This is a genomic window from Cytophagales bacterium (assembly GCA_033344775.1).
GTDB lineage: Bacteria > Bacteroidota > Bacteroidia > Cytophagales > Cyclobacteriaceae > JAWPMT01.
On the sequence record JAWPMT010000005.1, the window covers coordinates 1,307,613 to 1,331,732 of the forward strand.

A 24,120-nucleotide genomic window follows, 5' to 3' on the forward strand; every position below is an offset into this window, starting at 1 on the left:
GTTGTGCAAAAGCTACCCTTTGACTTTCATTTTTTTACAGCGAATTGATCAGAGACAAGATTTTACCTGATGATGGTCTGGGGGCATTTGAATCGACAATCATTCCATTTTGATCAATCAAAATATATCTTGGTACGCCCCACATTTTATAAGCTTCCTGAATCTTTGGATGGCCAATTTTGATTGCTTCCCTGATATGAATTCCTTTCGGTGTTTCTTTTTCCTTTATAAAAGATGCCCAATCTTCAGCCTGATCGTCTACTGATACGAAAAAGAATGCGATATCCTCTCTTTGGTTAAGCCTCGTTTTTAGATCTTCATAATATGGAAATTCTTTGATGCAAGGGGCACACCATGTTGCCCATACATCAATATAAACCACTTTCCCCCTTAGATCGCTTAATGAAATAGTATCATTATTGATCGTTAATCCGGTAACTTCAGGTGCAGGCTGCCCTTTCCCGATCTTAAGCCATTCACTGTATTTTTTCCCTAACTGCTCCGAGTAATCTGAGTCCTCAAAATCCCTTTTAAATTCAGCATAAACAGTCTCTAGTCCCTCTGAAATTCCCTCGGATGCCAACCAATAGGAAACATCCTTTGCTCTTAAAAATTCACTTATTACCGCCGGGAAATTCCTATCAATAATTGCTTGCTGCGCTTCAATAGGAAAATAGTCCTTCAAGGAATCCAATTCATCTACACTTTCTCTATCAAACAGAGGTTCTTGTATTTCGGACCTAAGAAATAAATCGAGAACCTGTGCATAATCTAATAATGATAATTCAAGAAAATAGGAGTCCGATGGAATGCCTTCTGATAATCCAAACGAAAAGTTTTTAGCATCTTCAGAGGTATAGGAATCAGCATTAATCAGTCTATGTTGTTGACTCAAGTTAATCAACGTAATTTCATTTTTTGCCTTCAGGAGATCGAGGGTTCTCTTATTAAAATCATATGGTTCCAGCGGAATGTTTAAATAGCGCGCTAGTGAATCTAAAGTGTTTGAAAAAGTAGTTGCATTCATCTGAAACCAGGTAGGGTGAACACGATAGTATTCGCTGATGATCTGAGAAGATTGTTCCAGATAATTGTTTATCTCAGCGCCATCACCGCAATATTTCAATTGATCAAATCCATCATGGTTGTCCATGGAAATCTTTAAATCATACCCAGATTCCAAATATATCTGGTGGAACGTTTCATCTATCTTGAGGTTTGCAAAGACTGGACCACTTAATGTGATATCAATTGATTTGTTTCTTAAGGTTTCAATTGATCCTGAGAATACAATACTTTCAGAGTAATCGAGCATGTCATAAGTGATTAGCTCAATTGAATCAGCATTTTGTAGTTTACCATGCAGTTCGATTTTTAGCATCTGTGAGTTTTCCTGTAGCTCACAACTTGCCACAATAATCAAGACCAATAGAGCTAAAGATATTTTTTTAATCATAATTCTGGTAAAATGATGAAATAGAAAACTAGACGCTTATAGATTGTAACGTCACCGCCAAAATCCGTCTCTTTCGCTAAAGCTTCAGGGGCAGAAAGTAGGCTATCTGTTTCATTTTTCTTCTAAAGTATCGGGTCCGTACGCTGCATACAAGTGGCGACTTGAAGCTTATGAAATTTTAACAAATATGTGGTGCGTAAGATCTACTTTTTATAAATCCTTAACATTCACTTTGCTAAAATCAATAAAGGAAAACCGCTCAAGTCAGGTACGATAGTAGCGAGCACATAGTAATCGCAGTGGAGGCATTTTTTAACATCTCTGTACCAGGAGAACTTTGATCAATACTATGGGAATTATTCAACCTTAGCCGCCGTTCTAATATTGGTGCCATCGAAATCTCGCTGATAAGAGAAACCGATGACCTTTCCCTCCTCATTCCTTTTGAAATGAAAATCGAAGTAGGTTCCCTGCAAGGCAAAGGATCCAGGGCTCGTTGCTTGTATTTTAGTCCCTGTGGTTTGTCCCTGCCGAACTAAATGCAGGTCTCCCTGGCTAATAACAACCTCTCGAACATAACTACCATCCTGATAGGTCCCGCAATACTCCTCCAAGGTCTCTTTGGGTAATTTCATTTCCGGAAGCCGGTAGGCAAACCTCATGCCCTGATTAATGGCCTCTGCTTCACCTCCCATGTGACCCATATGATCCACTTCCCTGAAACCTAAGCTCAGGTTGGCATAGTCGTGCTCCCTGATCTGATTCACCATTTCGATGACTTCTTCGACAGCATCATATGCTCCTATGGTGTACAGTACCCGGGCATTCAAGGATCTTCTCTTTTGATAAAAAGCTTCCTCGAGTTTATAACCATAATCTTCTTCCCACCAAAAAGTGGGGTTATTGATGAGATAGTTATTGAACAATGTTGGTTCATTAAAAAGCGTATAGTGGGTAAACAAGCCTGCAAAGGACGTGCCGGCCAGGGTTCTGTTCGTGGGATCCGTTCGGAAGTGCTGATCAATGAAGGGAATCAACTCCTCACGCAACATCTTCAAAAAATTGGCGGCACCACCTGAAGTAGGGATCAGTTCAATATTCGTCGGCGTTAAGTCCCTGGATCGGTTTAGGCCATAGTCTGCTTTTGATCCACCGTAGGTTATGCCAACAATGATGACCTCCGGTGCAAACCCATCAAATCTAAGACTTTGATAAATCTGTGTCGACATCACAAAAGTGCGGTTACCATCCAGTGCGTAGTATACCGGATAGGTCTTGTCCGAATCATGCGCATAGTTCTCTGGCAGGTTGACATATAGTCTGTAATCACTATCGGTGACCTCTGATTTAAAAACGATGGATTCACTGCCTACAATAAACAGATCTTCTGGGGCTTTTGAAATGACCTGCGCAGTGACTGATTGTGGAATCAGCAAACTCAATAAGAACAGGACTTGGAAGATAGAAATGCGATGTTTGATGGTTTTCATGTTAGTATAATTGGTAGTATGGTATCGTCGCTTGGTCCTAAGACTAACTACGATGATAGTTGTGTCATGAGATCATTCTACGGTTTCAATTCCTCTATCACCAAAATAAGGTCGCCTTCCGGGTCTGGTTGCAAGCTTCTTCCCGTATAGATGAGCCGATCACTGTGGATCAGGAGGGTTTGCCCCGCTGCGTCATCTTTTGGGCTACCGAATGCCTCATACGAATGCAGTTGTCCAAGGGGATCTATTTGTAGTCGTAACAGGTCTACGTTCGATTCCTTGAGTACATACCCCAGCAAAGAGATGTCCCCATTTGCAGCAATAGTCGCACTGACAATCCGCTCTTCCGCTTGACTTCCATAGGATTTGTCCCAGATCACTTGTCCACTGTTGTCGATTTTTACTATCCATGGACTATTGGCCTCCTGTTCGAATCGTTTGGCATAACCTGAGGCGATGATGGCACCATCGGGACTGGTATGAATGGCATGAAAAAGGTCCTGGCTTGCTCCACCGTATGTTTTCGTCCATTGTTCAACACCGGTAGCAGAGAGGCTGGTGACGAAACCATCCAGATCTCCAAGACCAGTTGCTATCAAGCCACTGATGAAGTAGTCATCCCCCAGTCTTGTTATCCCAAAAGCGCGATTCAAATGCTCGGATGAAGACTGATATATCCAAAGTACCTCTCCTTTCGGGCTAAGTTTTACGCAAAGTGTTGTTGCTTTTTGTTCATCCGTATCATTGGATTGCCCGACCACCACATAACTACCCTCGGCTTCTCTCCATAAACTCCAGGCGTATTGATCACCGGGCATCTCTAAATTCTGCGACCAAACTTCATCTCCGCTTTCATTGATCTCTATCAGGTAGATGTCCCAATCTCCTTCGGAATAACTATTGGAAAACCCGGCAATCAAATAAGTGCCCTCGTTGGTTCTCTGGATAAACCAGGCATTATCATCTTGTGGTCCGCCAAATGTCTTTTGCCAGATCAGGTTTCCACCAAGATCTGTTCGTACCAAATAGATGTCTTCACCTAAGGCACCGAAACTGGTGGTCAGTCCTGCAATGAGGTATCCATCCTCATTATTGGTCATGGTGATCCCTACTCCCCGATCCATACCTGCACCTCCAAATGATTGAGGATCAAATTGAGCAAAACCTGAGTAGATGGCCAGGTAGCTGAGCAGTCCAAAGGTGATTCGATTAAAATTCATGCTAAGTAGTTTTAACGCCTTTGTCAGCACATATCAACGACAAACATTCATAGTAGATCTCCAAACTCATTTTGCCGAGAAACCAAAAAGAGCAACGGCCAATGGTAATACCTATCACTGCATTCCCACTGGCCGTGACGCTCCGATAAGTTTGCCTATAAATTCAACCAATACGTCATCTTAAACACCACCCCTCGGTTTTTGATGTTCAGGTCATTGGAGGTGTAGTTCTCGGAGTAGACCAGGAAGATGTCGGACATGGGCAGGTAGCGCCACTGGAACCGGCTGTTGATGTTGAAATTTTCGGCCTGGGTATTGTACTGCAGGAAGGTGGTCCAGAACATCTTGTTGCTGAACGTCACCTCTGCAGTGGGTCCAAGAAGGTGGAGTACGGTCTCACCATGTGCAGCTCCCAAATCTACCCTATTTTGCACGTACCGTACTCCAAAATTGCCCCATGGTTGTTTCCTGAAATTCACATTTGTCCTCAATTCGGTTCGGGTGCCTGTATAAAACCGGCCGCGTCCTACGGATATCCCCCCGCTGATCATTTTGCGCCCATCGCTTTGCCATTCCAAACGATAAAACGTATTGCTATACAGTCCTGTAGGCAGTGGTTCCGCATCATCCACGAACTCCGCGGGCACCACCAGCCGCTGGTCTCTGTGCGTCAGATCTATGGTCACTTCATCTCTTGACTTGAATGATATGGTACTCCACAAGCCAAAATTGTGTTGGAGCGTATTGCCGTCATAGTCGAATTGCCAGACGGTCCACGGGTTGACATCCAGAACATTGATCGGACCTGATTTAGGTCGGAAACTCCGTCCAGCCCATAGGTTGATTCGCCTGAAACCCACTCGGATCGTCGTGTCTTCTACCGGATCATAGTGATTGAGCTGCGGAACGAATCCCATATCGGGGATGTAGTTCTCTCCGACCTGATGAAAGAAGGTCCCGAAAAAGTACTTCCCATTGTTGAAATTTGCTCCGACAGTCGCATAACTGTTATTATCCAATTGTTCTTCATCCGTAGCCACGTGGTACTTTGCCGTAGCTGTAAATTCGCCATTATCTGAAACGTAATCGAACTCCAGTCCTCCGGCTCGATTGTAATCTTCCTCTCCTCCATTTTCATCGCTGTTGATTCCCTGTCGGTTGGTGGCTAATAATTTGATCCGGGATCGTGAAAGGATTTGCTGCTGAGCGGAAGCCACGAGATAGTTATTGGCATTGAGGTCATCTGTGGCCCTGGTCTGCACATCCATCACGCCGATACGCAGAGATTCACTCAGGTTTCCCGTGAGCCGGGCACCAAACAAAATGGGTACAGCATCTCCCCCATCCAGGCCGATGCGCCGCGAGAAAAAAGGTGTAACGCCCCAGGTTCCATAATTACTGAAAAGGTCGCTGTTCTCAAGAAAGAACCCACGGCGTTCTGGGAAAAACAAATTGAACTGGGTCAAATTCGTTTGTTGCTGATCTACATCCACATTGGAGAAATCCGGATTGACCGTGAGGTCCAGATTGAGTGCCGAAGACAGAGCGATCTTGGCATCCAACCCCACATCTCCATCAAGGTTGCTTTCATCGTCTTCAAAATTTTGTGTGGATGACCCAGCTACATAAGGAACGACAATTACATTGCCACTGGTGGGCTTGGGTGCTTCGTTCCAGGTCATGGTGCCCATGTAACCTAAATCAACCCCATTGAAAGCGATGGGTACTTGTGCCCAGGTACTGTAGACATTGTTCTTCATGTCATGACGAATGAAGTTGATGGCCCATTCCCGATTGTCCGTATCATACCGCAACGCGTTGAAAGGGATGGCCATTTCCACTACCCAATACTCATCGTATATCCGGGTAGTCGAGTACCACTTGTTGTCCCAATTGAGGTCCCCGCGTGTTTGGGTACCTCGAAGTGTAAGCGTCCCTTCCGCCTGAGCACCACCTGCATTGACACCAAATAAGTAACCATTGCTTCGCTGATTCAACGGATCTATGACGAACGTAAAGCCATCACTCCCCCAGTGCCCATCTTCATTGTCACGCTTTAGTGTCTGTATCACCAGATCCTCTCGCTTTTGATAGTTGATGGCAGAGACATAAATGAAATGATCATCGTATGTGAGTTTCACTTCCGTTTGTGCATCCGCAAAACCTGAGTCTACCGGCCATTTGTTGATGAACTTTGAAAATGGAGCCACTTTACCCCATTCGTCTTCGTCCAGTACCCCATCGATGCGAATCTCCGTTTCGCTCAAAGCTTCCAATGCATAATTGAATTGTGTGCCTGCACCTGGTTTTCCTCCAGGAAAGAATGCCATGGCTTCCACGAGCATGAAGCACAGAAAAAGTGATACGATTGCCTTCATTTCTTTGATTGGTTACACTACCTCACACGGATATGCTGAAATTCAGTGGTGACAACTGGTCCAATGACTGCTATCAGTAACCAAATACCAGCGACCAACACACTGAAGGCCTTTCATCATGAGCAAACGCCCTTTCAATCGCAATAGTGGGTCGTTGGTGAAGGAGCGGAACTTATTTGCGCCCAAAAGGTATCTTTGACTTGTGTACGAATGGATTAACGGCAATTCAGCTTTTTCAAGGATCTCCCGGCATGTCGCCTTTTGGGTGTTTGTGGTGGGATTTTTTACGTTGCTATATGGCAGCTTTAGTGAAGACTATGGCCGCCAATTGGAGCTGCAATTACTCTTTCTGCCTGATAAGCTGATCCCTACTTACATCACGCTATACATTCTGATGCCAAGACTTCTCCTGAAAGAGCGTTATACCGCTTTTGGGTTATGGCTGCTGGCGACCTTAGCCTTAGGAGCATTTGTTCATTGGACCTTTTCCTATCACATTGAGCGGGTCTTTTATTATGGCGGAGAGCATTGGGGAGGATTCCTGAATCCTTTGAAAATGATCAAGGCGCTGACCTATGTCTATCCCTACGTAGTGTTGGCCTTTTCCATCAAATTCCTCAAACACTGGTATTCACAAAAACAAAGGACTGCCAAAATGGAGAAGGGTCGTTTGGAAAGCGAGCTGAAATTCCTCCGTACCCAATTACATCCGCATTTCTTGTTCAATACGCTGAACAACCTCTACGCCCTAACGTTGAAAAAGTCGGACCAGGCACCTGAGTTGGTACTGAAACTATCAGACCTGATGGACTACATGCTTTACGAATGTGGAGACAGTGAATTAGTGCCGCTGGAACGTGAAATTCAGTTCATTCGCAACTACTTCGAAATTGAGCAACTGCGCTACGGCGATCGACTGGAGATCAAACTTGAGGTGAGCGGAGGGATTTCCGGAAAGGAGATTGCCCCGATGATCTTTTTGCCGTTTCTGGAAAATGGATTCAAACATGGGGCAAGCGCCGACCTGGACAAGGTATGGCTTCATGTGCAGATTACGGTGGATGAGGACAAGCTCTCTTTCAGCATGAAAAACTCTAAACCAGCCAATCGGCCTCCGCTTAATGGCAATGGTCACGGCATCGGTTTGAAAAACCTAAAAAGAAGACTGGAACTACAATACGGCGAGGATCGATTTATGCTGATCACCTCGGATCGCAAAGACAACTATGAGTCGTTGTTGAGTTTGTCTTTTGAGAAGGATGTCTGAAGCCAATCGGCTACCTGATTACCAACCATTTAATCGCATCTCATCAATTTACTTGACCATTTTCCACGGTACGCCGCGCGGCGATGAAAAAGGCCGAAAAAATCTAGCAGATCCCCGCCGGGAACGGATTCATTTTTTAACCTTTTTTGATCTGTCAGAACAGGAATAAAATAAACTCGCCACAATAATTAATTTTCAAAATTTAGATCCCTAAGGCTCGAACAGAATTTTATTCTTACCTGTTCTCAACAATTCAAAAAACTAAAATGAATCAAGGCCATATAAAACGTTAATGCTAAGTATCTATTGATATTAATCTTTATAATTCTCTACTCAAAAAAAGTTAACGAGAAGTTAAAAACCAGCTGAATTCCGTGGCTTCCTAACCCATTTCTCTCCTATCCGTAAACAATTCTAAGCTACCCGAACTATCTGATGTCTAAACCTCTCCGATGCGTCGTTGTTGATGACGAACCGCTTGCTATTGAAGTAATTGAATCCTACCTGGAACAATTCGACAACATGACACTGGAGCAGAGCTTCCAAAACCCCATCAAAGCTTTCGAATACATTCGTACCCATCCGGTGGATGTATTGTTCATGGACATTCAGATGCCGAAGCTTACGGGACTTGATATTTTGAGGTCGCTACCCCAACGACCCCAGGTAATCATTACCACGGCATATCGCGATTATGCGCTGGAAGGATTTGAACTGGAAGTAGCGGACTATTTATTGAAACCCATTTCGCTGGATCGGTTTGTAAAAGCCATTTCGAAAGTACAGGTCGCTAATCAGGCCGTGACCACTGTTCAGGTTTCTGCTGAATCAAAAGATACGTTATTCTTCAAGGTGGATAAAAAAATGGTCAAAGTGGTCCTGCAAGATGTCCTTTTCGTGGAAAGTCAACGTGACTATCTGAAGATCGTTCGCGATGGCGAAGATGTGGTCACCCGGATGGGAATTACCGAAGCAGAGGATGTTTTCCCAGCAGATCAATTCATGCGCGTTCACCGATCATTCATTGTCGCCAAGGACAAGATCAACTCCTTTTCACAAACCGAAATTGAATTAGGGGACCAAATGGTACCCATCGGCAGGAATTATCGAGCGAGTGTTTCCAAAGCTTTGAATGAGCTAGCCAAAGTGAATGGGTGATTTAAATGGTGACATAATAGCATTTATTATGACATTTCTTACCTTTGAACCATGTCAGATCGAGTCAATGCACGCCTTCCGAAGCCTCTTGCAGAGCATGTCAAAAAAATGGTAGGACCTGAAGGGCTATACGAAACTCCCAGCGAGTACTTGAGATCACTCATTCGTAAAGACATGAATAGTGATGTAAACTATGTTTCCACGAGCCTCATTGAAGGCTTTACTGATATTTCCGACGGTCGCTATTTTGAATCAACCGGTGACTGGGAGAAAGACAAAGCAATATTGGCTGATAAAGAAGCTGCAGGCTGGAAATAAAGTTTGGCAAAGTTTTATTTTACATCAAGAGCTATACATGATCTGATTGAGATTGAAGAATCCTCCATTTTAAGGTGGGGTGAAAATCAAACAAAACATTACATGAAAGATATGTATGAATCTTTCAAGAAAATTGCCCAAATACCAGAGATTGGTAGGCTGCGGAGAGACCGAACTTATCCATTTTTTCTGGCCCCTGTTAAACAACATTATGCTGTTTTCCACCCGATTGATCAAGGAATCATCATTGCCACGGTTTTGCATGGAAGAAGAGATATCGAAAGAATTGTAAGTAATCTATCGGACCGGCTTTCTTATGAAATAGAAGACCTACTTAGCAAACTCTAGTCTTAAAACTAGAAGTCACATCACCTCCTTCAGACACCCAATCAACCCATCAATAGACGCTTTGGAATTGAAGGTGTGCAAGCTGATGCGTAACCGCTCCGTACCTGCTTTGACGGTAGGTGGTCGGATGGCCAGAGCCTGATAGCCGTTTTCCTGTAGCTGCTTAGACGCCTCCAGGGCTTTGTCACTGCCGGAAATCCATACGGGTTGTATCGCAGAATAGCTCTTACTTGCTTTGTCGAATACTTTTTCGCAGGTCTCCCGATAATACTTAACGACCTCTCGTAATTCGTCTTGCAAACCCATGTGTTCCCCTAAAAACTGAAAGGATTCAATCAAAGACAACACGGCATGCGGTGGCATAGCAGTGGTATAGATAAAAGATCGAGCAAAATTCGTTAGGTACTCGGTGAGGACGGAGGAACCCGCTATGCAAGCGCCATGAGCTCCCATGGCCTTCCCAAAGGTATACACCCGTGCAAAGACACGATCAGCCAAACCCTGTTCGATTAGCCAACCTCCACCTGCAGCACCATATGCTCCTGTTGAATGGGCTTCATCCACAATCAGATAGGCCCCGTATTTTTCACACAGATCAAGCATCTCCGCAATGGGTGCAAAATCTCCATCCATGGAAAACAGCGTCTCTGTTACCACAAACGTGCGTTTATCTGTATCTTGTTTGAGCCTTCTCTCCATATCCTCCAGATCATTATGCCGAAAAGAAAACGAGTCCGCTTTGCTCAACCACGCTCCTTCCTTGAGACAGACGTGTGATAATTCATCGTAAAGGATGCGCTCGCCTCGTGAAGCTACGGATGCAACCAAAGCCTGATTGGCCTGATAACCCGAATTGAATACCAGTACACTTTCTGCCTGAAAGACTGTTTGAAGTAAGGACTCCAGTTCTTCATACAGGTCATGATTCCCGGAAAGCAAACGAGAACCGGTCCCACCGACTTGTTTCGGCGCATGAAGCTGCCAACGTGCATCGATACGTTGAATTAGATGGTCATTATTCGCCAGTCCCAGATAATCATTCGACACAAAATCCTCCCCCTGAATAGCTGAAGGAAGTAATCTTTTATTGCCGGCTGCTGCTCTCGCCTCCAAGCGCTCCCTCAAAAAATCATCATTGATCATGGTTATCCTCTTGCTGACATTTCATAACAAGCCCAAAACTATATCTTTGGCTGATGCGATTGAATCTGATGCTGCTGCTTTTTGCATTCAGCTTTCATCTTACACAAATAAAGGCGCAAATTCCCCGTAAGGAAAAGGTGCTCAAGCACGAAATTGGCTTGATGGTTGAGAACGACGTATTCGTTTCTCTGATCCGGGACCGTTACTACAGCAGCGGCATTTTTGCCTCCTATCGCTACCTAATGGACAGCAGTAAATACGGCGACAAGATCCTGAGTCAGATCCGATCCTATGACATCCGTCAGCGAATGTATACGGCTGTTTTTGTGGAGTATGATCAACTGGAAGACATTGATAGGCCGTATGCTGGTTTACTTTCGGCCTCTGCCAAACAGCAATGGTATTTCAAAAAGCCGCATTACTTGTCGGTCAATTTGGAATTGGGTTGGATGGGACCTGCCAATGCGACCGGAGACATTCACCGGATCTGGCATGGCTGGTTTGGCCTTCCCGAACCTCGTGGTTGGTTTACGCAATTAGAAAATGCTCCGATTGCTAACCTTTTTGTGGACCATGCCTTCGAAATCGTAGGCTCCGATGACCCATTGGTTAATGGGGATATTATCCTGAAAAGCAGCCTGGCAGCAGGAACCATCTACAACTATGCACAAGAAAGTGTGATCTTCCGGTTTGGGAAGATATTCGATGTGAATAAAACCGCACATTTCGGAAATACACTAGGAAGTACACGAACCAAATTCAAATCTGAAGTCGCTGTTGAAGCATATGTATTTTATGCTCCCGGAGTTCGATACACCCTATATGACGGCACCCTCGAAGGGGGTTTGATCAATACAGGTGAATCCATTTTTACCAAAGAACCACGTAGATGGCTCTCTCACCAGAGTTTTGGCCTCATGCTCCGTTATGGCACTTTCGACTTTAATTACCTGGTCTTCATCAACTCCCGAGAAACTGATGGCGTAGCCAAGCATAGCTATGGCGCCATTGAGTTGAGGCAAAGGTTTTAGCAGGTCATTTAAGCCTCTTTAAAATCGTCATACCGGTTTTTTCAGTGTAAATTTCGAAAAAAGTTGAAAAAATACCGGTATCCCTTTCGGCGATTTTATTCAACCCAGATAGCGCGCGTTTTCAACGCGTGAATCGGTGTTTATTTAATACTGGCGTCCTTACTGAAAGAGCACGCGTTACAAACACGCGACAGTTCAGTTATTTTCTTTATGAAATTAAAGCATGGAACTCTTTCAATAATCGTCAAAGAGATACTGGACGATCAAGTTTTACTTCGAAAACAGCGCATCGAAGAGCTTATTGAACAGCCCTTTTTTCATTTGCTCATTGCCGGCTTCAGCTTCTACCAATTCCGGTGATCCGCCTTCGGCATCCATGGCCAAAACATCCTCAACCATCAAAGTACCTTTCTCTTCCGCTTCACGGAACCAGGCCAGGGCCTTTTCCATACTTGGGAAAAACTTGAACTCCATGGAAGGATAGATCAACGAAAAGGTTTGATAAATGGCCTTACCATAAATCATCCCAACAATGGACGCAGAGTTCACGGCTGCTACTTTGTTTAGTTTGGGAACCAGTGGCTTAATGTGGGTTTTGAGATATACGTTTTTTACCCAAACCCGACATTCTCCATCAATTTTCTCGATTTGAGAGCGATCCATGATGACGTTTCTGACGCCATTTGACCGGACTTCTTCGGCAGCAGCCAAAAGCAATGCCGTATAATCATCAAATTCTACATTGCCAATAAAGGCACAAATGAGCATGGCTCGGTTGTAGTCGACGCTCAAGCGTCCACTTCCGTTCTCTAATATTGTTTTCATGGCGGTGGTGTGTTAACGTGCGAAAGTCACTTTTGACTTCCATGGTTAAATCTCTGTAGAAATTCTTAAAAGATGAAGTCCTCTGAAGGAAATAATAAGCTGTTTGATCCTAATTGATGACTTTTTAATCATTCAAATAAAAGACAACTAAACGACATCCCCTGGTAATTCCATTTTTCACGACGAATGAATAACAAATCCAACTAGGGTCTAAGCAATACTGGATTGTATATGTATATTAACCGATTGGAAATTATTGATTGATGAAGCGACTGTTATTCCTATCTCTACTACTTAGTCCTGTATTATCGTTCGCGCAAGGTTTTGTTCTTGGACTGAACCCCACAAGCATGAAGTGGGATCAAATTGACACGGATAAAGTACAGGTAATCTATCCTCAAGGCATGGATAATCATGCACAGCGTGCAGCCAACATCATTCACATGCTGTACGATAGCAGCTTTTATTCGCTGGGCGATAAACAAGGGAAAGTAAGCATCATCCTTCAAAACCAAACCACCGTTTCCAATGGGTTTGTGACTGTGAGTCCGTTTCGATCGGAATTCTTTACTACTCCTCCACAATTCAACTTTCTGGGAGCCGCCTCGTGGTGGGACTTCCTCACCATTCATGAGTACAGACATGTAGAACAGTTCCTCAATGCCAAAAGAGGCATTACCAAAATCAATTCGATCATCTTTGGTCAAAATGGATGGGGTGGCGCGAGCGTCCTTGCCCTTCCCCGATGGTACTTCGAAGGAGATGCCACTTACTACGAAACAGCACTAACTACCGCAGGACGTGGCCGAACACCGGATTTTGATAAACTGTATCGTTCCTTGTTACTGGATGGAAAATTCTACAATTACGAGAAGGCATCTGCTACTTCTATCAAAGATTTTGTCCCCAATCACTACAACCTGGGCTATTACATGGTTACACATGTACGCAACAAATACGGTGATGATGCTTTTACGCAGGCTACCCAGGACGCTGCCAACTACAAAGGCATTCTTTATCCCTTCAGTCGCGGCTTGAAACGTGGGATCGGACTGAGAACACCACAATTGTACAAAGAGACATTCAGCACGCTGCAAAAGGAATGGGAAATTGAAAAGTCCACCATTGAAGTAACCCCTTCTTCACGGATCAATGCTAGCAAGAAGCGTGCTTTTACCAGCTACACCAACCCCGTTTTCCTGAATGACAACCTGATCTTGGTAGAGAAAGCAGGCTTCCAGGACATCATGCAATATGTACAGATTGAAATGGGAGGTCGCGAAAAACGCATTTACACACCGGGCAGGTTTATCCCTTTCAACTCTAACTTATCCGTAGGAAGAAATAAAATTGTCTGGGCAGAAATGGCCTTTGATGAACGTTGGGGCAATCAGGACTTCTCCATCATTCGCACCTATGACATGGAGAGCAAAAAGCGGAAGACCCTCAAAACCAGAACCAAATACTTCGCTCCAACTTACTCTCCGGATGGTACTAAAATCGCAGCGGTACAGATCCCCGAAACAGCCCAATCGGAATTGCACATCTTGCAAGATGAGACAGGCTATCTAATCGGGAAAGTGCCAAACCCGGAAAACTATCAGATCTCATTCCCTTCCTGGGTGGATGACCAAAATGTAGTGGTCGCACTGACTCATCAGAGTAAAACGGCTATTGCCAAAATCAACCTGGAGTCCAATGAATACACCATGGTCAAAAACTGGACTACCGAACAATTGAGTTATCCATACGCCTGGGGAGATTACATTTTCTTCAACAGCACCGTATCCGGAATCGACAATGTTCACGCCGTAAATACGGAAACTGGCGCTGAATATCAGGTCACTTCCACACTTTATGGCGCAAAGCAGGTGACTGTTTCTCCCAATGGCAAAAAGATCGCTTACTCCGAGTTTACTTCCGAAGGCTGGAACCTCCAGGTTGCTGACATGGATCCTGGCTCCTGGAAAGCAGTTCAAGCTTCCTATGCTACGGAAATTGACTTCATCGATCCTACATTGGACTATACCAACATTCTTGATCGAGTACCAGAAGAGAAGTTTGAAAAAAAGAAATTCAACAAAAGCAGTGGCTTCTTAAATGTGCACAGCTGGTCTCCGATTTTACTTCACCCGAATTACGGAGGTATCGTTTATGCCAGCAACGTGTTCTCTACTTTCGGGGCAGCTGCGTCGTATCAATACAATGTCAATGAGGAAAAGGGCAGATTTTCTGCAGGTGTCCTTTATGGTGAACTCTATCCCGTCTTACAGTTCGGTTACAGTACTGGAGACAGGCAAAGAGCAACTCGAATTTTCGAGGAAGACCTGGACCGATCCAGAGCGGACTCCATTCGATCACTGGCTTTCTCAGAATGGGAAGAACAAGATGCCTTTTTCGCCGTACGTCTACCTCTAAACTTGTCTGCTGGTAATCACTTCGCCAACATGGAAGTAAAGGGTGCCTATCATTATTTGCAGATAGACGACTTTACGGATGTTGTTCCACTGTTCAGTGGCAGAAGTGTAAGTTACAACCAGGTCAGTTCCAATTTTAGTGCTATCGAATTATCGTCGGAGTTCAGTCGCTTCCAGCGTACTGCTCGTCAGAATGTCATTCCGAGATGGGGTCAATTGCTAACGGTAACCTATGAGAAGACCTTTGGCAGTGAACTCTACCAGGGTGAGTATTTTCAGGTAGATGGCCGCCTATTATTCCCGGGTCTCCTGAAGACACACGGCACGGCCCTTCGGTTCAACTACCGACAGGAAGACTTGCGCGATACTTACAAGTTCCGCGATAACTTCTTCTATGCTCGTGGCTACAATGCACAGCTCAGTGACGAAGTGCTTCGGGTCGGGTTTGATTACAGTCTCCCCCTCTGGTTGCCGGATATAGCCCTCGGACCTTTTGCCTTCATCCAACGCGTCAAAGCCACGGCATTTTTCGATTACATGAGAACGACGGTGAATGATCATCCGATTACTTCCTTGAGGCCTTTGTCCCGAGTTTCATTTGAAGGAACCTTCCCAGGGTTTTCCGAAACTTTCGGATCCGTTGGAGCAGACATTCGTTTCGATTTCCGATTCTTGCGCATGTTGGATGTAGACATGGGCTTCCGTTACAGCTACTTATTGGACGATGTTACGGGCGAACCCCATCAATTTGACCTGATAATTGCTAGCTTAGGGTTTTAAAATTTACCCTAACCTGGTTTTCAACGATGCTGAAGAAGGTCCTAATTGCACTACTTTCGATAGTGCTACTACTTGTTGCAGTCATTCTGGTAAGAACTTTTACTTTCTCTTACGAACCCATGGCTGTCGAGCCTGTAGAACCCGTATCTATTCCTGACGATGCAGTAGTACACTTACAAAAGGCCATCCAATTTCCAACCATCTCTTATAAGAAAAATGTAGTTTCAGATACCAGTGCTTTCATTGGCCTGGCCAACTACCTGAAAGCGACTTATCCCCTTGTTGATTCCATCCTTGAACGTAAGACGTTCAATTATAGCTTGCTCTATGAATGGAAAGGCAACCAACCTGAATTGAATCCTGTGGTGCTGATGGCACACATGGATGTGGTGCCTGTGGATGAAACCACCCTCGATCAGTGGGAAGCTCCTCCTTTCTCAGGAGATGTAAAAAATGGAAAGATCTACGGTCGTGGCACCATGGATGACAAAGGCAATGTCATCGCATTACTGGAAGCTTGTGAAATGATGCTAGCTAAAGGAATCATACCTCGTCGAACGGTGTATTTCGTTTTTGGGCATGATGAAGAAGTCGGTGGAGAAAATGGCGCTAAAGTGATTGCGGACTATCTCGAATCAGAAGGGGTTTCTCCTGAATTTGTCATGGACGAAGGTGGGTTCATCGCCGAAGGCATGGTACCTGATTTCCCTAAGCCACTGGCGGTGATCAATACCGGTGAAAAAGGCTATGTATCTTACAAAATATCCATTCAAACTCCGGGTGGACATTCCTCCAACCCTCCCAAAGACAATACCATTGGTGATCTTGCACGTGCCATCGCGAAGCTGGAGGCTAATCAGTTTGACTATCACATGATCCCCGTAATAGAAAAGCAGATCAGTATCATCGGGCCGGAATTTGGCTTTGTACAAAAGATGGCTTTTGCCAATACCTGGCTATTTGGCGAAAAGATCCTGGAAGGATTAACGGCTCGAACTACCACTGCACCTACCATGCTTGAAGGAGGCGTGAAAGACAATGTAATCCCTACACAAGCCTCTGTAGTTGTGAACTTTCGAATCATGCCCGGTGAGACCGTAGAGGACGTAAAAAACCATGTAGTAAGTGTGATCGATGACGATCGCTTCACAGTCGAATCATACAGCAATGAGAATAACCCATCAAGAGTAGCAGATCACAATACTGAGTCTTTTCAGTTGGTAGAAAAAACCATACGTCAGCTGCATACTGACATTGTGGTGACCCCTGGTCTTTTGCAAGCAGGTACGGATTCAAAGCACTTCCTGAAGATCTCTGATAATGTATATCGCTTTTTCCCTACTCGTATTAACCCGGACAATGCCACTGGTTTTCATGGCAAGAACGAATACATCACGGTAGAGAATTACAAAGAGACCATTCAGTTTGTGTATCAACTGATGAGTAATTTGTAGCGTGATCAAATGCCTCCTTCGATAGGCTCGGGGACGCCTAGCCGGCCACGCCTAGTGAGGATGACATTTGTTTTAGTTTGACACGCTGAGAAAGATAGACTGATTCAAGGGCATTACTTTCCACAACAATATTTCTTTGTTTTGTCATTCAGTCAAAAGATTGTCGGACGATCGAATAAATTGTTCTTAAATAAAACATTTCTACCGATCCTGAAAACCCAACCTGACGCAATATTTATTTAAATTATTATTAGGGTTTTAAGCTCCATAAATGAATACTTTGTGGAGATCTTTTCGCCGTAATCAACTCGAATCCAGATTGAGAAAGCCACTGTTCATTTTATGGATATGCCTTGCTTATTTACAAGGATATGCTCAGGTTTTAGATAGCCTGGAAATCCAGTCTATAGAATGGGTCTTCCCAGGCAGTCGTGGTGAAATTGCTAGTCGGGAATTTCATCAACTACAAACTGATTTCAATTTTGGCGAATTCTTAAGCTCACCCTCTCAAACCTTCAACTGGTCAGGTAATTTCCGAAGCTCGACCATGGGTTTTGCCTTTCGTGTAGGTTCAAAAAAGAAACAGCGAGCCGATCACTCTGGGATATTAGCCTTGCGCAAGCAAGTGATCAATCTGGATTGGTACAACGGCAGTAATGATTCACTCACGATTGACCTATCAGGAAGATATGAGTATTTTCAAATCGGCCTGGGGTACGATTACCGAAGTGTAAATACGAAATTCCTCAAACTGCTTTCTGGTGTAAGAATGGATGTCGGCTTGCCTGTATCGGGATTTCAAACGGAAATGGAAGCCTTAGAATCAAAATTCGTTTCTAAGGGAGCGGTAACCTTCTCAGCCACTGTTAATCTTGTACTGGAATTTCGACTTTTCAAAAAGATCTACTTCAAGCTTGGCCCAAGTTGGGGTTTTGGACACTATCATTTTGATGGTGTTTCAGCATGGGTTCCCCAATCAGGATTGATCTCAGGATTCAAATTTGGTTTATGAGAAGCTGGGCAGTCATATTGACTTTTATAAGTGTGCCGGCCTTTTCACAGCACACCCTCAGTGGCTATGTCTTTGATTCCTCGACGCAAGAAGAATTGATTGGCGCCACTATTTATGATCAAAACTCCCAACAAGGTACGGCTACTAATGTGTTTGGTTTCTTCTCTTTTACCACCACACAGAAGACACTGGATTTACGAATTTCTTCAATTGGATACGAAACCGAATACGTCCAAATCATCCTAACGGAAAACATCCGGCAAAACTTCACCCTCACTCCTACTTCGAGAGCATTAGAGGCCGTAGAAATCACCGGGGATCGCTTTTTAGTGGAAGAGGAAGTCCGATCGTTGGATATGGGTGTCTTTAACCTGACGCCAAAAGAAGCACTCACTCTTCCTACAATTGTAGGTGAATCCGATATACTCAAGGTAGCTCAACTCATGCCCGGAATCACCAAAGGCGGAGAAGCGACTACTGCCTTGTATGTGCGAGGTGGAACTGATGATCAAAATCTGGTGACACTTGACGATGCCACGGTGTATAACCTTAGTCATTTGTTCGGTTTCTTTTCTGTGTTCAATACCGATGCCCTAAAAAACGTGAAGGTGATCAAAGGGGGATTTACGGCCGATTACGGTGGTCGACTTTCAGCAGTGATGGACACCCGGATGCAAGAAGGAAATCAAGAGAAATTCGAAGGCACCGGCGGTGTAGGCTTATTAACGTCCCGATTGACCTTAGATGGCCCACTCTTCAACAAAAAGGGTTCTTTTATGATGGCAGGGCGAAGGACCTACATCGATCAGGTCTTGGGTCTCGCTGGTGTTGATCTACCCTACTTCTTTTATGACTTGAATGCAAAGGCCAGTTATCGGATTTCGGAACGTGACCGTATTTACATCAGCAGCTATTTTGGTGATGATGTATTGAAGGTACGAGAATCAGGAACAAACGATGAAGAGGAACTGGAGGAACTGACCTTCGGGTTTAATCTCGGCAATTTCACCACTTCTCTCCGATGGAATCATATCTATCCGAATGAAAAACTCTTTGCCAATTTCACCTTATTGCAGACTCGGTTCAAGTATGACATAGAAGGTGATTTTGTCGACAACTCGCTTCTCATCCGATCACAAATTCAAGACATTGGTTTGAAGGGCCAGTGGGAGTATTTCCGATCTCCCGAAGACCGGATTGATTTCGGTGTAGATGCGGTAGTTCACCGGTTCCGGCCCAACATCGTGAATACCGGCGGTGAAATCTCTGATTTTTTACGATCACGTCCGGCCAATCTCATCCAAACCCTGGAAGTAGCTTTATATGGTGGTCGGGAAGAGCGCTTGCTACCGAAACTGACTGCTTATTACGGACTCAGGTTGTCTTCGGCATGGGTCCAGTCTGCTAGCTATCTTGGTCTGGAGCCCAGGCTTAATTTCAATTATGAACTGAGGGATTTGGTTTCGCTCAAGGCAAGTTATTCGGTCATGCGGCAGTACATGCACCGGGTCAGTTCCTCCTCAGTGGTGCTCCCGACCGACTTATGGTACCCGGTGACTCAACAAGTCCAACCTCAAATTGCTCAACAATGGTCTAGTGGGGTATTCGTCGGACTCCCAAAAGAAAAGCTAAGCTTATCTGTCGAAGGTTATTTGAAGACCAGCAATCGACTGATCGAATACCGAGAAGGCGCCAGGCTCCTGTTGAACGATAATTTCGAAGAAGAACTAGTGACTGGAAATGGTCTTTCCTACGGTGCAGAGTTCCTGGTCCGAAAAAGAACCGGCCGATTGAATGGCTGGATTGCTTACACACTCAGTAAATCCACTCGCACATTCGCAGCACTCAACAATGGCAAGACCTTCCCGGCAAGATTTGACCGACGGCATGACATCTCTATAGTAGGGACACTCGACATTTCGGATCGTGTAGCCTTCTCTTGGGTTTGGGTCTACACTAGCGGTGCTAATTTTACGGCACAAACTGGCCAATACATTGCGCCGGGTGCCACAACTAATGAAGTAATCATTGTACCGATCTACACGGAGAGAAATGCAGTGCAGCTATCCCCAACCCATCGATTAGACTTGAATTTCATTGTTAAGTCAAAACTGAAGAAACGATTCCAATCAGAATGGCAATTCAGTGTATATAATTTCTACAACCGTGCAGCTCCATATCGAATTGAGGTGGACTTTAATGGAAGGGCTTTCCAATATGTACAACCTGGCATTTTTGGCTTCCTGCCAAGTGTCTCATATAACTTCAGTTTCTAATGAAAAGGTGGCATTACTTCATAGGAATCTTCTTTTTGTGGCAGGCTTGTGCTCCGGAAGATGTATTTATCGATGTATCGCCAGCGCCCAGCCAGATAGCAGTATCTTCCCAGATGCTGGGCGATAATGTGCTATTGGTCACTTTGAGTAGGAGTTTCTCAGCTTTGAACCCCAATACGCTGGAAGACCTGGAGGAAGATTTTATTGGAGAGTTACTTGTAGATAGTGCGTTCGTCACGGTCAATTCTCAAGGGTTTCTGGATACACTTTTTGAGATAGGTCCAGGTCTTTTTGTCGGAGAACTTTCACAGGCTACAGAAGGGGCGGATTATCACCTCAATGTATTCGATTCCACTACCTCGGTAACGATTCGTGCCTCCACACAATTACAGCAACAAATCGCTTTAGATACGGCTTTTCTGGAGTGCATCATCGAAGGAGAAGACACAACCTATATCGCCCACTACCAATTTCAAGACCCTCCTGAAGAAAATTGGTTCATTACTCAGGCCACCTCGTTTTCAGGTCTGTCTTTTGAGGAATTATTCAATGCGGAAATTGTTGGAGACAGTATTGTTTTTGAAAATGACAGTGTCCCGGACTTGTTCACCGGAGAAGATAATGCCACTTTATTGTACACCCGATTATTGGCTGATATTACCTTTCGAGATTCAGCTGTAAGGAATACGGTAACCTTACCGGAACAACCAGGTGACACCATTCTTTTCAGCCTGACCCACGTGAGTGAAGGCTATTTCCGTTATTTGGATGCACAGCAGCGAAATGGTGGCGTGCTGGCCTCAATCGGCAGTGAACCCATCAATTTCCCGTCAAACGTCGAAAATGGACTAGGCTATTTTGCCATGAATCAACCCAGTTTTTTGGTGTTTATAAAAGAGGATTAGTGGTTAATTTCAAATACCGTTTCTTTATTTGACACATCGCGACTATCTTTCCGACTCAGAACAACAAAACATCTTATGATCAAAACAACACCTGTACAGGAAAAAACTCCTGTTATCTCCACTCCTGCTATCTTTAAAAACATGGACGAGCGATTTCTGCATTATGTTTGGCGATTTCAGCAATTCGATGCAGGTAACTTGTTCAGCACCTCGAACGAAGCAGTCTCTATTTACCATCCGGGAACACTTAACCACAACTCTGGTCCTGATTTTTCCGAAGCGCGACTAAGGATCGGACCCATGGAATGGGCGGGGCAGGTCGAAATTCATTTAAGGTCTTCGGACTGGCTCAGACATGGTCACCAATCAGATGCAGCCTACCACAATGTGGTCTTACATGTGGTATACGAGCATGACAAAACCATTAGCAATCTCGACGGATCTCCCATCCCAACCCTGGAACTGAAGGATCGCATTCATTCCGATCAATTTGAAAAGTATCACCGCCTGCGACACGATGCAGCGGGGATTCCATGTACTTCCAATATCCAAAGAGTTCCGGAAATCATCCGCACAGCTACCATCGATCGCATGGTCATGGAACGGCTCGAACAGAAAACAAAAGAAGTGGTTGATGGCTTAAAGACGGATCTGCATGATTGGGAAGCGGCGACCATGCATTTACTGGCTCGTTCACTGGGCATGAAAACCAATGCACATACTTTTGGAGAATTTGCAAATTCAGTCCCCTGGAATAAGCTTAGCCGTCACCATGATTTTCAGAAAGAGGCGCTCATCTTTGGTCTGGCAGGATTTCTCGATGATCAACCTCAGGATGAACATCAGCAAGCCTTACAAAAAGAATTTGTCTTCCTGAAACACAAGCTTGGTCTGACTCAGAAAGTTTCACGCCATCATTGGAAGTTTTCAAAGCTGAGACCTCCCAATTTCCCAACCGTTCGCTTGTCGCAATTGCTGGCTATACTTCAAAAAGAATCCAGGCTTTTCAGTAAGCTTATTGGTGCTACGTCCATCAAAGAAGTAGAAGCTTGTTTACAAGTGCCACTATCCAACTATTGGTCCAATCACTATGACTTTGCCAAGGGTTCCAAAAAAGTTATAGGCCCAATTGGCAAAACCACATTAGATTCGATCGTGATCAATGCAGTGGTTCCCTTATTGGTAGCTTATGGCCGGGCCATCGACGAGCAAAGTCTCATCGAAAAGGCTATTTCATGGCTGGAAAAGATGGGGCCTGAAAACAATGTGATTACCCGAAAATGGGATGAAATAGGACTTGAAAATCAAAGTGCTTTACAAAGTCAGGGTCTGATCCAACTATATAAAAATTACTGTTCCAGAAGAAGGTGCTTGCAGTGCGGCATCGGTAATAAGATCCTGAATATGGCATGATCTTTTTCCTGAACATATTGATCCTGGGGGGAATCAGCTGGAAGCTTGGAAGGCAATTCTTTCAAACGTTTGGGGTGTTCGCACTTTGGGGGTTGCTTGCAAAAGTACTTGGAGCCGCCTGCGTGGGCTGGCTCTATTTTTATTATAACAAAGAAGGAGATACCGTTGCCTTATGGTCACAGATTGAAGCTTTCAATAAGGCCAATGCAACCAGCATCAGTAAGTATTTATCCGCATTATTCGGAAACATCGATCCTTTCCAGGGCAACCCAAGATCCATCTTCTTTGTGCGACTCATGAGTCCAATTGGCTTATTAAGTCAGCATTCGTACCTGCTGCTTTCCGGATATCTCTGTTTGTTTTCTTACTGGACTTCCTGGACTTTTTTAGCAGTATTTGATCGGTACTATCCGCAAGCCCTGTTACTCGCCATGGTTACTTTTTGTTTCCTTCCTACTTACCTGTTTTGGACTTCCGGACTTTTGAAAGACACATTAATCAACGGTGCATTATTCTACCTGACCTCCAGTCTACTTACCTGCTATCACAGCAAAAAGTTGAGCCTGACCCAATGGCTCTGCTCTATACTTTTGTTCGGATGCTTGTTCATGACCCGCCACTACCTGGCCGGGCTTTGGACCATCGTGGCGACAATCATACTGATCGACAAATGGATGATGAAAACCAGTCGGCCTTATCGGATGATGTTGTACGCTTTATTCCTGGCGATTGGCGCATACAGCATGAGATTTTTCTTTATTCGTTTAAGGCCCGAACGTTTCCCGATTACCTTTCATGAGTTGCAAGAACAATACAAAAGCAGGGTTTTAGCAGGAAGCAATATCAAATTTGACCTTGAACCTACGTGGTGGAGCCTGTTAAGCAATCTTCCCAAATCGCTTTGGACCGGACTATTTAGACCGGGATTGTGGGAAGTGAAAAACGTATTTCAGGTGCTTGAAGCCGCACAAACCTCCATATTGTTGGTCTGTTTCATTTTATCAGCATATCTGTTCAGAAAGCTCAAAGCATATCCAATCATCGTTTGGCATACACTGCTCTTCATCGTAGTACTTGCCACCTTATTACCACTCGCTGCTCCTAATTTCGGCAGTCTGTCGCGATACCGGGTTGCTTTCACCCCATTCCTGGCTTTTTTGATCATGTATTTACCGTATCGACGATTTGTACGCAAGGACTTCTGAATTTATCTACTTTTGCGAACTCAA

At 44.5% G+C, this 24,120-nt stretch carries 18 protein-coding genes; 12 read left to right on the plus strand and 6 right to left on the minus strand.

The features are described 5' to 3' along the window. Positions 1-34: 34 nt before the first annotated feature. The 4 genes from R8G66_23065 to R8G66_23080 all read right to left on the minus strand — a co-directional run bounded on the left by R8G66_23065 (position 35) and on the right by R8G66_23080 (position 6,544). Positions 35-1,456 carry a TlpA disulfide reductase family protein gene (locus tag R8G66_23065; GenBank protein ID MDW3195275.1) on the minus strand — a complete coding sequence of 474 codons (1,422 nt, stop codon included), beginning with the start codon at positions 1,454-1,456 and terminating at the stop codon, positions 35-37. A 356-nt stretch (positions 1,457-1,812) separates the two neighbouring features. After that, positions 1,813-2,946 carry an alpha/beta hydrolase-fold protein gene (locus tag R8G66_23070; protein ID MDW3195276.1) on the minus strand — a complete coding sequence of 378 codons (1,134 nt, stop codon included), beginning with the start codon at positions 2,944-2,946 and terminating at the stop codon, positions 1,813-1,815. A 77-nt stretch (positions 2,947-3,023) separates the two neighbouring features. Beyond that, positions 3,024-4,166, minus strand: a complete 1,143-nt coding sequence (locus tag R8G66_23075; GenBank protein MDW3195277.1) for a hypothetical protein — start codon at positions 4,164-4,166, stop codon at positions 3,024-3,026. A gap of 155 nt (positions 4,167-4,321) precedes the next feature. Further along, positions 4,322-6,544, minus strand: a complete 2,223-nt coding sequence (locus R8G66_23080; GenBank protein MDW3195278.1) for a DUF5916 domain-containing protein — start codon at positions 6,542-6,544, stop codon at positions 4,322-4,324. A gap of 202 nt (positions 6,545-6,746) precedes the next feature. Between R8G66_23080 and R8G66_23085 the strand changes: the two genes are divergently transcribed. The 4 genes from R8G66_23085 to R8G66_23100 all read left to right on the plus strand — a co-directional run bounded on the left by R8G66_23085 (position 6,747) and on the right by R8G66_23100 (position 9,635). Further along, a complete protein-coding gene (locus R8G66_23085; GenBank protein MDW3195279.1) occupies positions 6,747-7,811 on the plus strand; it encodes a histidine kinase in 1,065 nt (354 codons plus the stop codon). A 435-nt stretch (positions 7,812-8,246) separates the two neighbouring features. After that, on the plus strand, positions 8,247-8,969 hold the full coding sequence (locus R8G66_23090; protein ID MDW3195280.1) for a LytTR family DNA-binding domain-containing protein: 723 nt from the start codon (positions 8,247-8,249) through the stop codon (positions 8,967-8,969). A 51-nt stretch (positions 8,970-9,020) separates the two neighbouring features. Next, a complete protein-coding gene (locus R8G66_23095; GenBank protein ID MDW3195281.1) occupies positions 9,021-9,287 on the plus strand; it encodes a hypothetical protein in 267 nt (88 codons plus the stop codon). Positions 9,288-9,290: 3 nt separating this feature from the next. After that, positions 9,291-9,635, plus strand: coding sequence for a type II toxin-antitoxin system RelE/ParE family toxin (locus R8G66_23100; GenBank protein ID MDW3195282.1), 345 nt, complete (start codon positions 9,291-9,293; stop codon positions 9,633-9,635). Positions 9,636-9,650: 15 nt separating this feature from the next. On the opposite strand, the gene R8G66_23105 is transcribed toward R8G66_23100, so the two are convergent. Then, complete coding sequence (locus tag R8G66_23105; GenBank protein MDW3195283.1) at positions 9,651-10,778, minus strand: 8-amino-7-oxononanoate synthase; 1,128 nt, start codon at positions 10,776-10,778, stop codon at positions 9,651-9,653. A gap of 53 nt (positions 10,779-10,831) precedes the next feature. Between R8G66_23105 and R8G66_23110 the strand changes: the two genes are divergently transcribed. Beyond that, complete coding sequence (locus R8G66_23110; GenBank protein ID MDW3195284.1) at positions 10,832-11,809, plus strand: lipid A deacylase LpxR family protein; 978 nt, start codon at positions 10,832-10,834, stop codon at positions 11,807-11,809. A 270-nt stretch (positions 11,810-12,079) separates the two neighbouring features. Here R8G66_23110 and R8G66_23115 read toward each other — a convergent pair whose 3' ends face one another. Continuing rightward, positions 12,080-12,634, minus strand: coding sequence for a hypothetical protein (locus R8G66_23115; protein MDW3195285.1), 555 nt, complete (start codon positions 12,632-12,634; stop codon positions 12,080-12,082). Positions 12,635-12,897: 263 nt separating this feature from the next. Here R8G66_23115 and R8G66_23120 point away from each other — a divergent pair, with 263 nt between their 5' ends. From R8G66_23120 to R8G66_23150, 7 genes are all read left to right on the plus strand, one after another. Next, on the plus strand, positions 12,898-15,831 hold the full coding sequence (locus R8G66_23120) for a hypothetical protein (GenBank protein MDW3195286.1): 2,934 nt from the start codon (positions 12,898-12,900) through the stop codon (positions 15,829-15,831). A 26-nt stretch (positions 15,832-15,857) separates the two neighbouring features. Next, positions 15,858-17,285, plus strand: a complete 1,428-nt coding sequence (locus R8G66_23125; protein ID MDW3195287.1) for a M20 family peptidase — start codon at positions 15,858-15,860, stop codon at positions 17,283-17,285. A gap of 319 nt (positions 17,286-17,604) precedes the next feature. Further along, the gene (locus R8G66_23130) at positions 17,605-18,297 is read left to right on the plus strand and encodes a hypothetical protein (GenBank protein MDW3195288.1); all 693 of its coding nucleotides are present in this window, start codon (positions 17,605-17,607) and stop codon (positions 18,295-18,297) included. After that, positions 18,294-20,573: a TonB-dependent receptor gene (locus tag R8G66_23135; GenBank protein MDW3195289.1), complete on the plus strand. Its 2,280-nt coding sequence runs from the start codon at positions 18,294-18,296 to the stop codon at positions 20,571-20,573. The genes R8G66_23130 and R8G66_23135 overlap by 4 nt, the downstream gene beginning before the upstream one ends. Next, positions 20,573-21,478, plus strand: coding sequence for a DUF4249 family protein (locus R8G66_23140; GenBank protein MDW3195290.1), 906 nt, complete (start codon positions 20,573-20,575; stop codon positions 21,476-21,478). The genes R8G66_23135 and R8G66_23140 overlap by 1 nt, the downstream gene beginning before the upstream one ends. 75 nt (positions 21,479-21,553) lie before the next feature. Next, positions 21,554-22,891 (plus strand): DUF2851 family protein, encoded by a 1,338-nt coding sequence (locus R8G66_23145; GenBank protein MDW3195291.1) that lies wholly within the window; start codon positions 21,554-21,556, stop codon positions 22,889-22,891. Further along, complete coding sequence (locus R8G66_23150; protein MDW3195292.1) at positions 22,888-24,096, plus strand: hypothetical protein; 1,209 nt, start codon at positions 22,888-22,890, stop codon at positions 24,094-24,096. Before R8G66_23145 ends, R8G66_23150 begins: the two co-directional genes overlap by 4 nt. The last annotated feature ends 24 nt before the right edge of the window (positions 24,097-24,120 follow it).

What these genes read in the sequence shown, in the direction of transcription:
- R8G66_23065 (MDW3195275.1), bottom strand. Translation starts at nt 1,456, where the DNA reads ATGATTAAAAAAATATCTTTAGCTCTATTGGTCTTGATTATTGTGGCA.
- R8G66_23070 (MDW3195276.1), bottom strand. Translation starts at nt 2,946, where the DNA reads ATGAAAACCATCAAACATCGCATTTCTATCTTCCAAGTCCTGTTCTTA.
- R8G66_23075 (MDW3195277.1), bottom strand. Translation starts at nt 4,166, where the DNA reads ATGAATTTTAATCGAATCACCTTTGGACTGCTCAGCTACCTGGCCATC.
- R8G66_23080 (MDW3195278.1), bottom strand. Translation starts at nt 6,544, where the DNA reads ATGAAGGCAATCGTATCACTTTTTCTGTGCTTCATGCTCGTGGAAGCC.
- R8G66_23090 (MDW3195280.1), top strand. Translation starts at nt 8,247, where the DNA reads ATGTCTAAACCTCTCCGATGCGTCGTTGTTGATGACGAACCGCTTGCT.
- R8G66_23095 (MDW3195281.1), top strand. Translation starts at nt 9,021, where the DNA reads ATGTCAGATCGAGTCAATGCACGCCTTCCGAAGCCTCTTGCAGAGCAT.
- R8G66_23105 (MDW3195283.1), bottom strand. Translation starts at nt 10,778, where the DNA reads ATGATCAATGATGATTTTTTGAGGGAGCGCTTGGAGGCGAGAGCAGCA.
- R8G66_23110 (MDW3195284.1), top strand. Translation starts at nt 10,832, where the DNA reads ATGCGATTGAATCTGATGCTGCTGCTTTTTGCATTCAGCTTTCATCTT.
- R8G66_23115 (MDW3195285.1), bottom strand. Translation starts at nt 12,634, where the DNA reads ATGAAAACAATATTAGAGAACGGAAGTGGACGCTTGAGCGTCGACTAC.
- R8G66_23120 (MDW3195286.1), top strand. Translation starts at nt 12,898, where the DNA reads ATGAAGCGACTGTTATTCCTATCTCTACTACTTAGTCCTGTATTATCG.
- R8G66_23125 (MDW3195287.1), top strand. Translation starts at nt 15,858, where the DNA reads ATGCTGAAGAAGGTCCTAATTGCACTACTTTCGATAGTGCTACTACTT.
- R8G66_23135 (MDW3195289.1), top strand. Translation starts at nt 18,294, where the DNA reads ATGAGAAGCTGGGCAGTCATATTGACTTTTATAAGTGTGCCGGCCTTT.
- R8G66_23140 (MDW3195290.1), top strand. Translation starts at nt 20,573, where the DNA reads ATGAAAAGGTGGCATTACTTCATAGGAATCTTCTTTTTGTGGCAGGCT.
- R8G66_23145 (MDW3195291.1), top strand. Translation starts at nt 21,554, where the DNA reads ATGATCAAAACAACACCTGTACAGGAAAAAACTCCTGTTATCTCCACT.
- R8G66_23150 (MDW3195292.1), top strand. Translation starts at nt 22,888, where the DNA reads ATGATCTTTTTCCTGAACATATTGATCCTGGGGGGAATCAGCTGGAAG.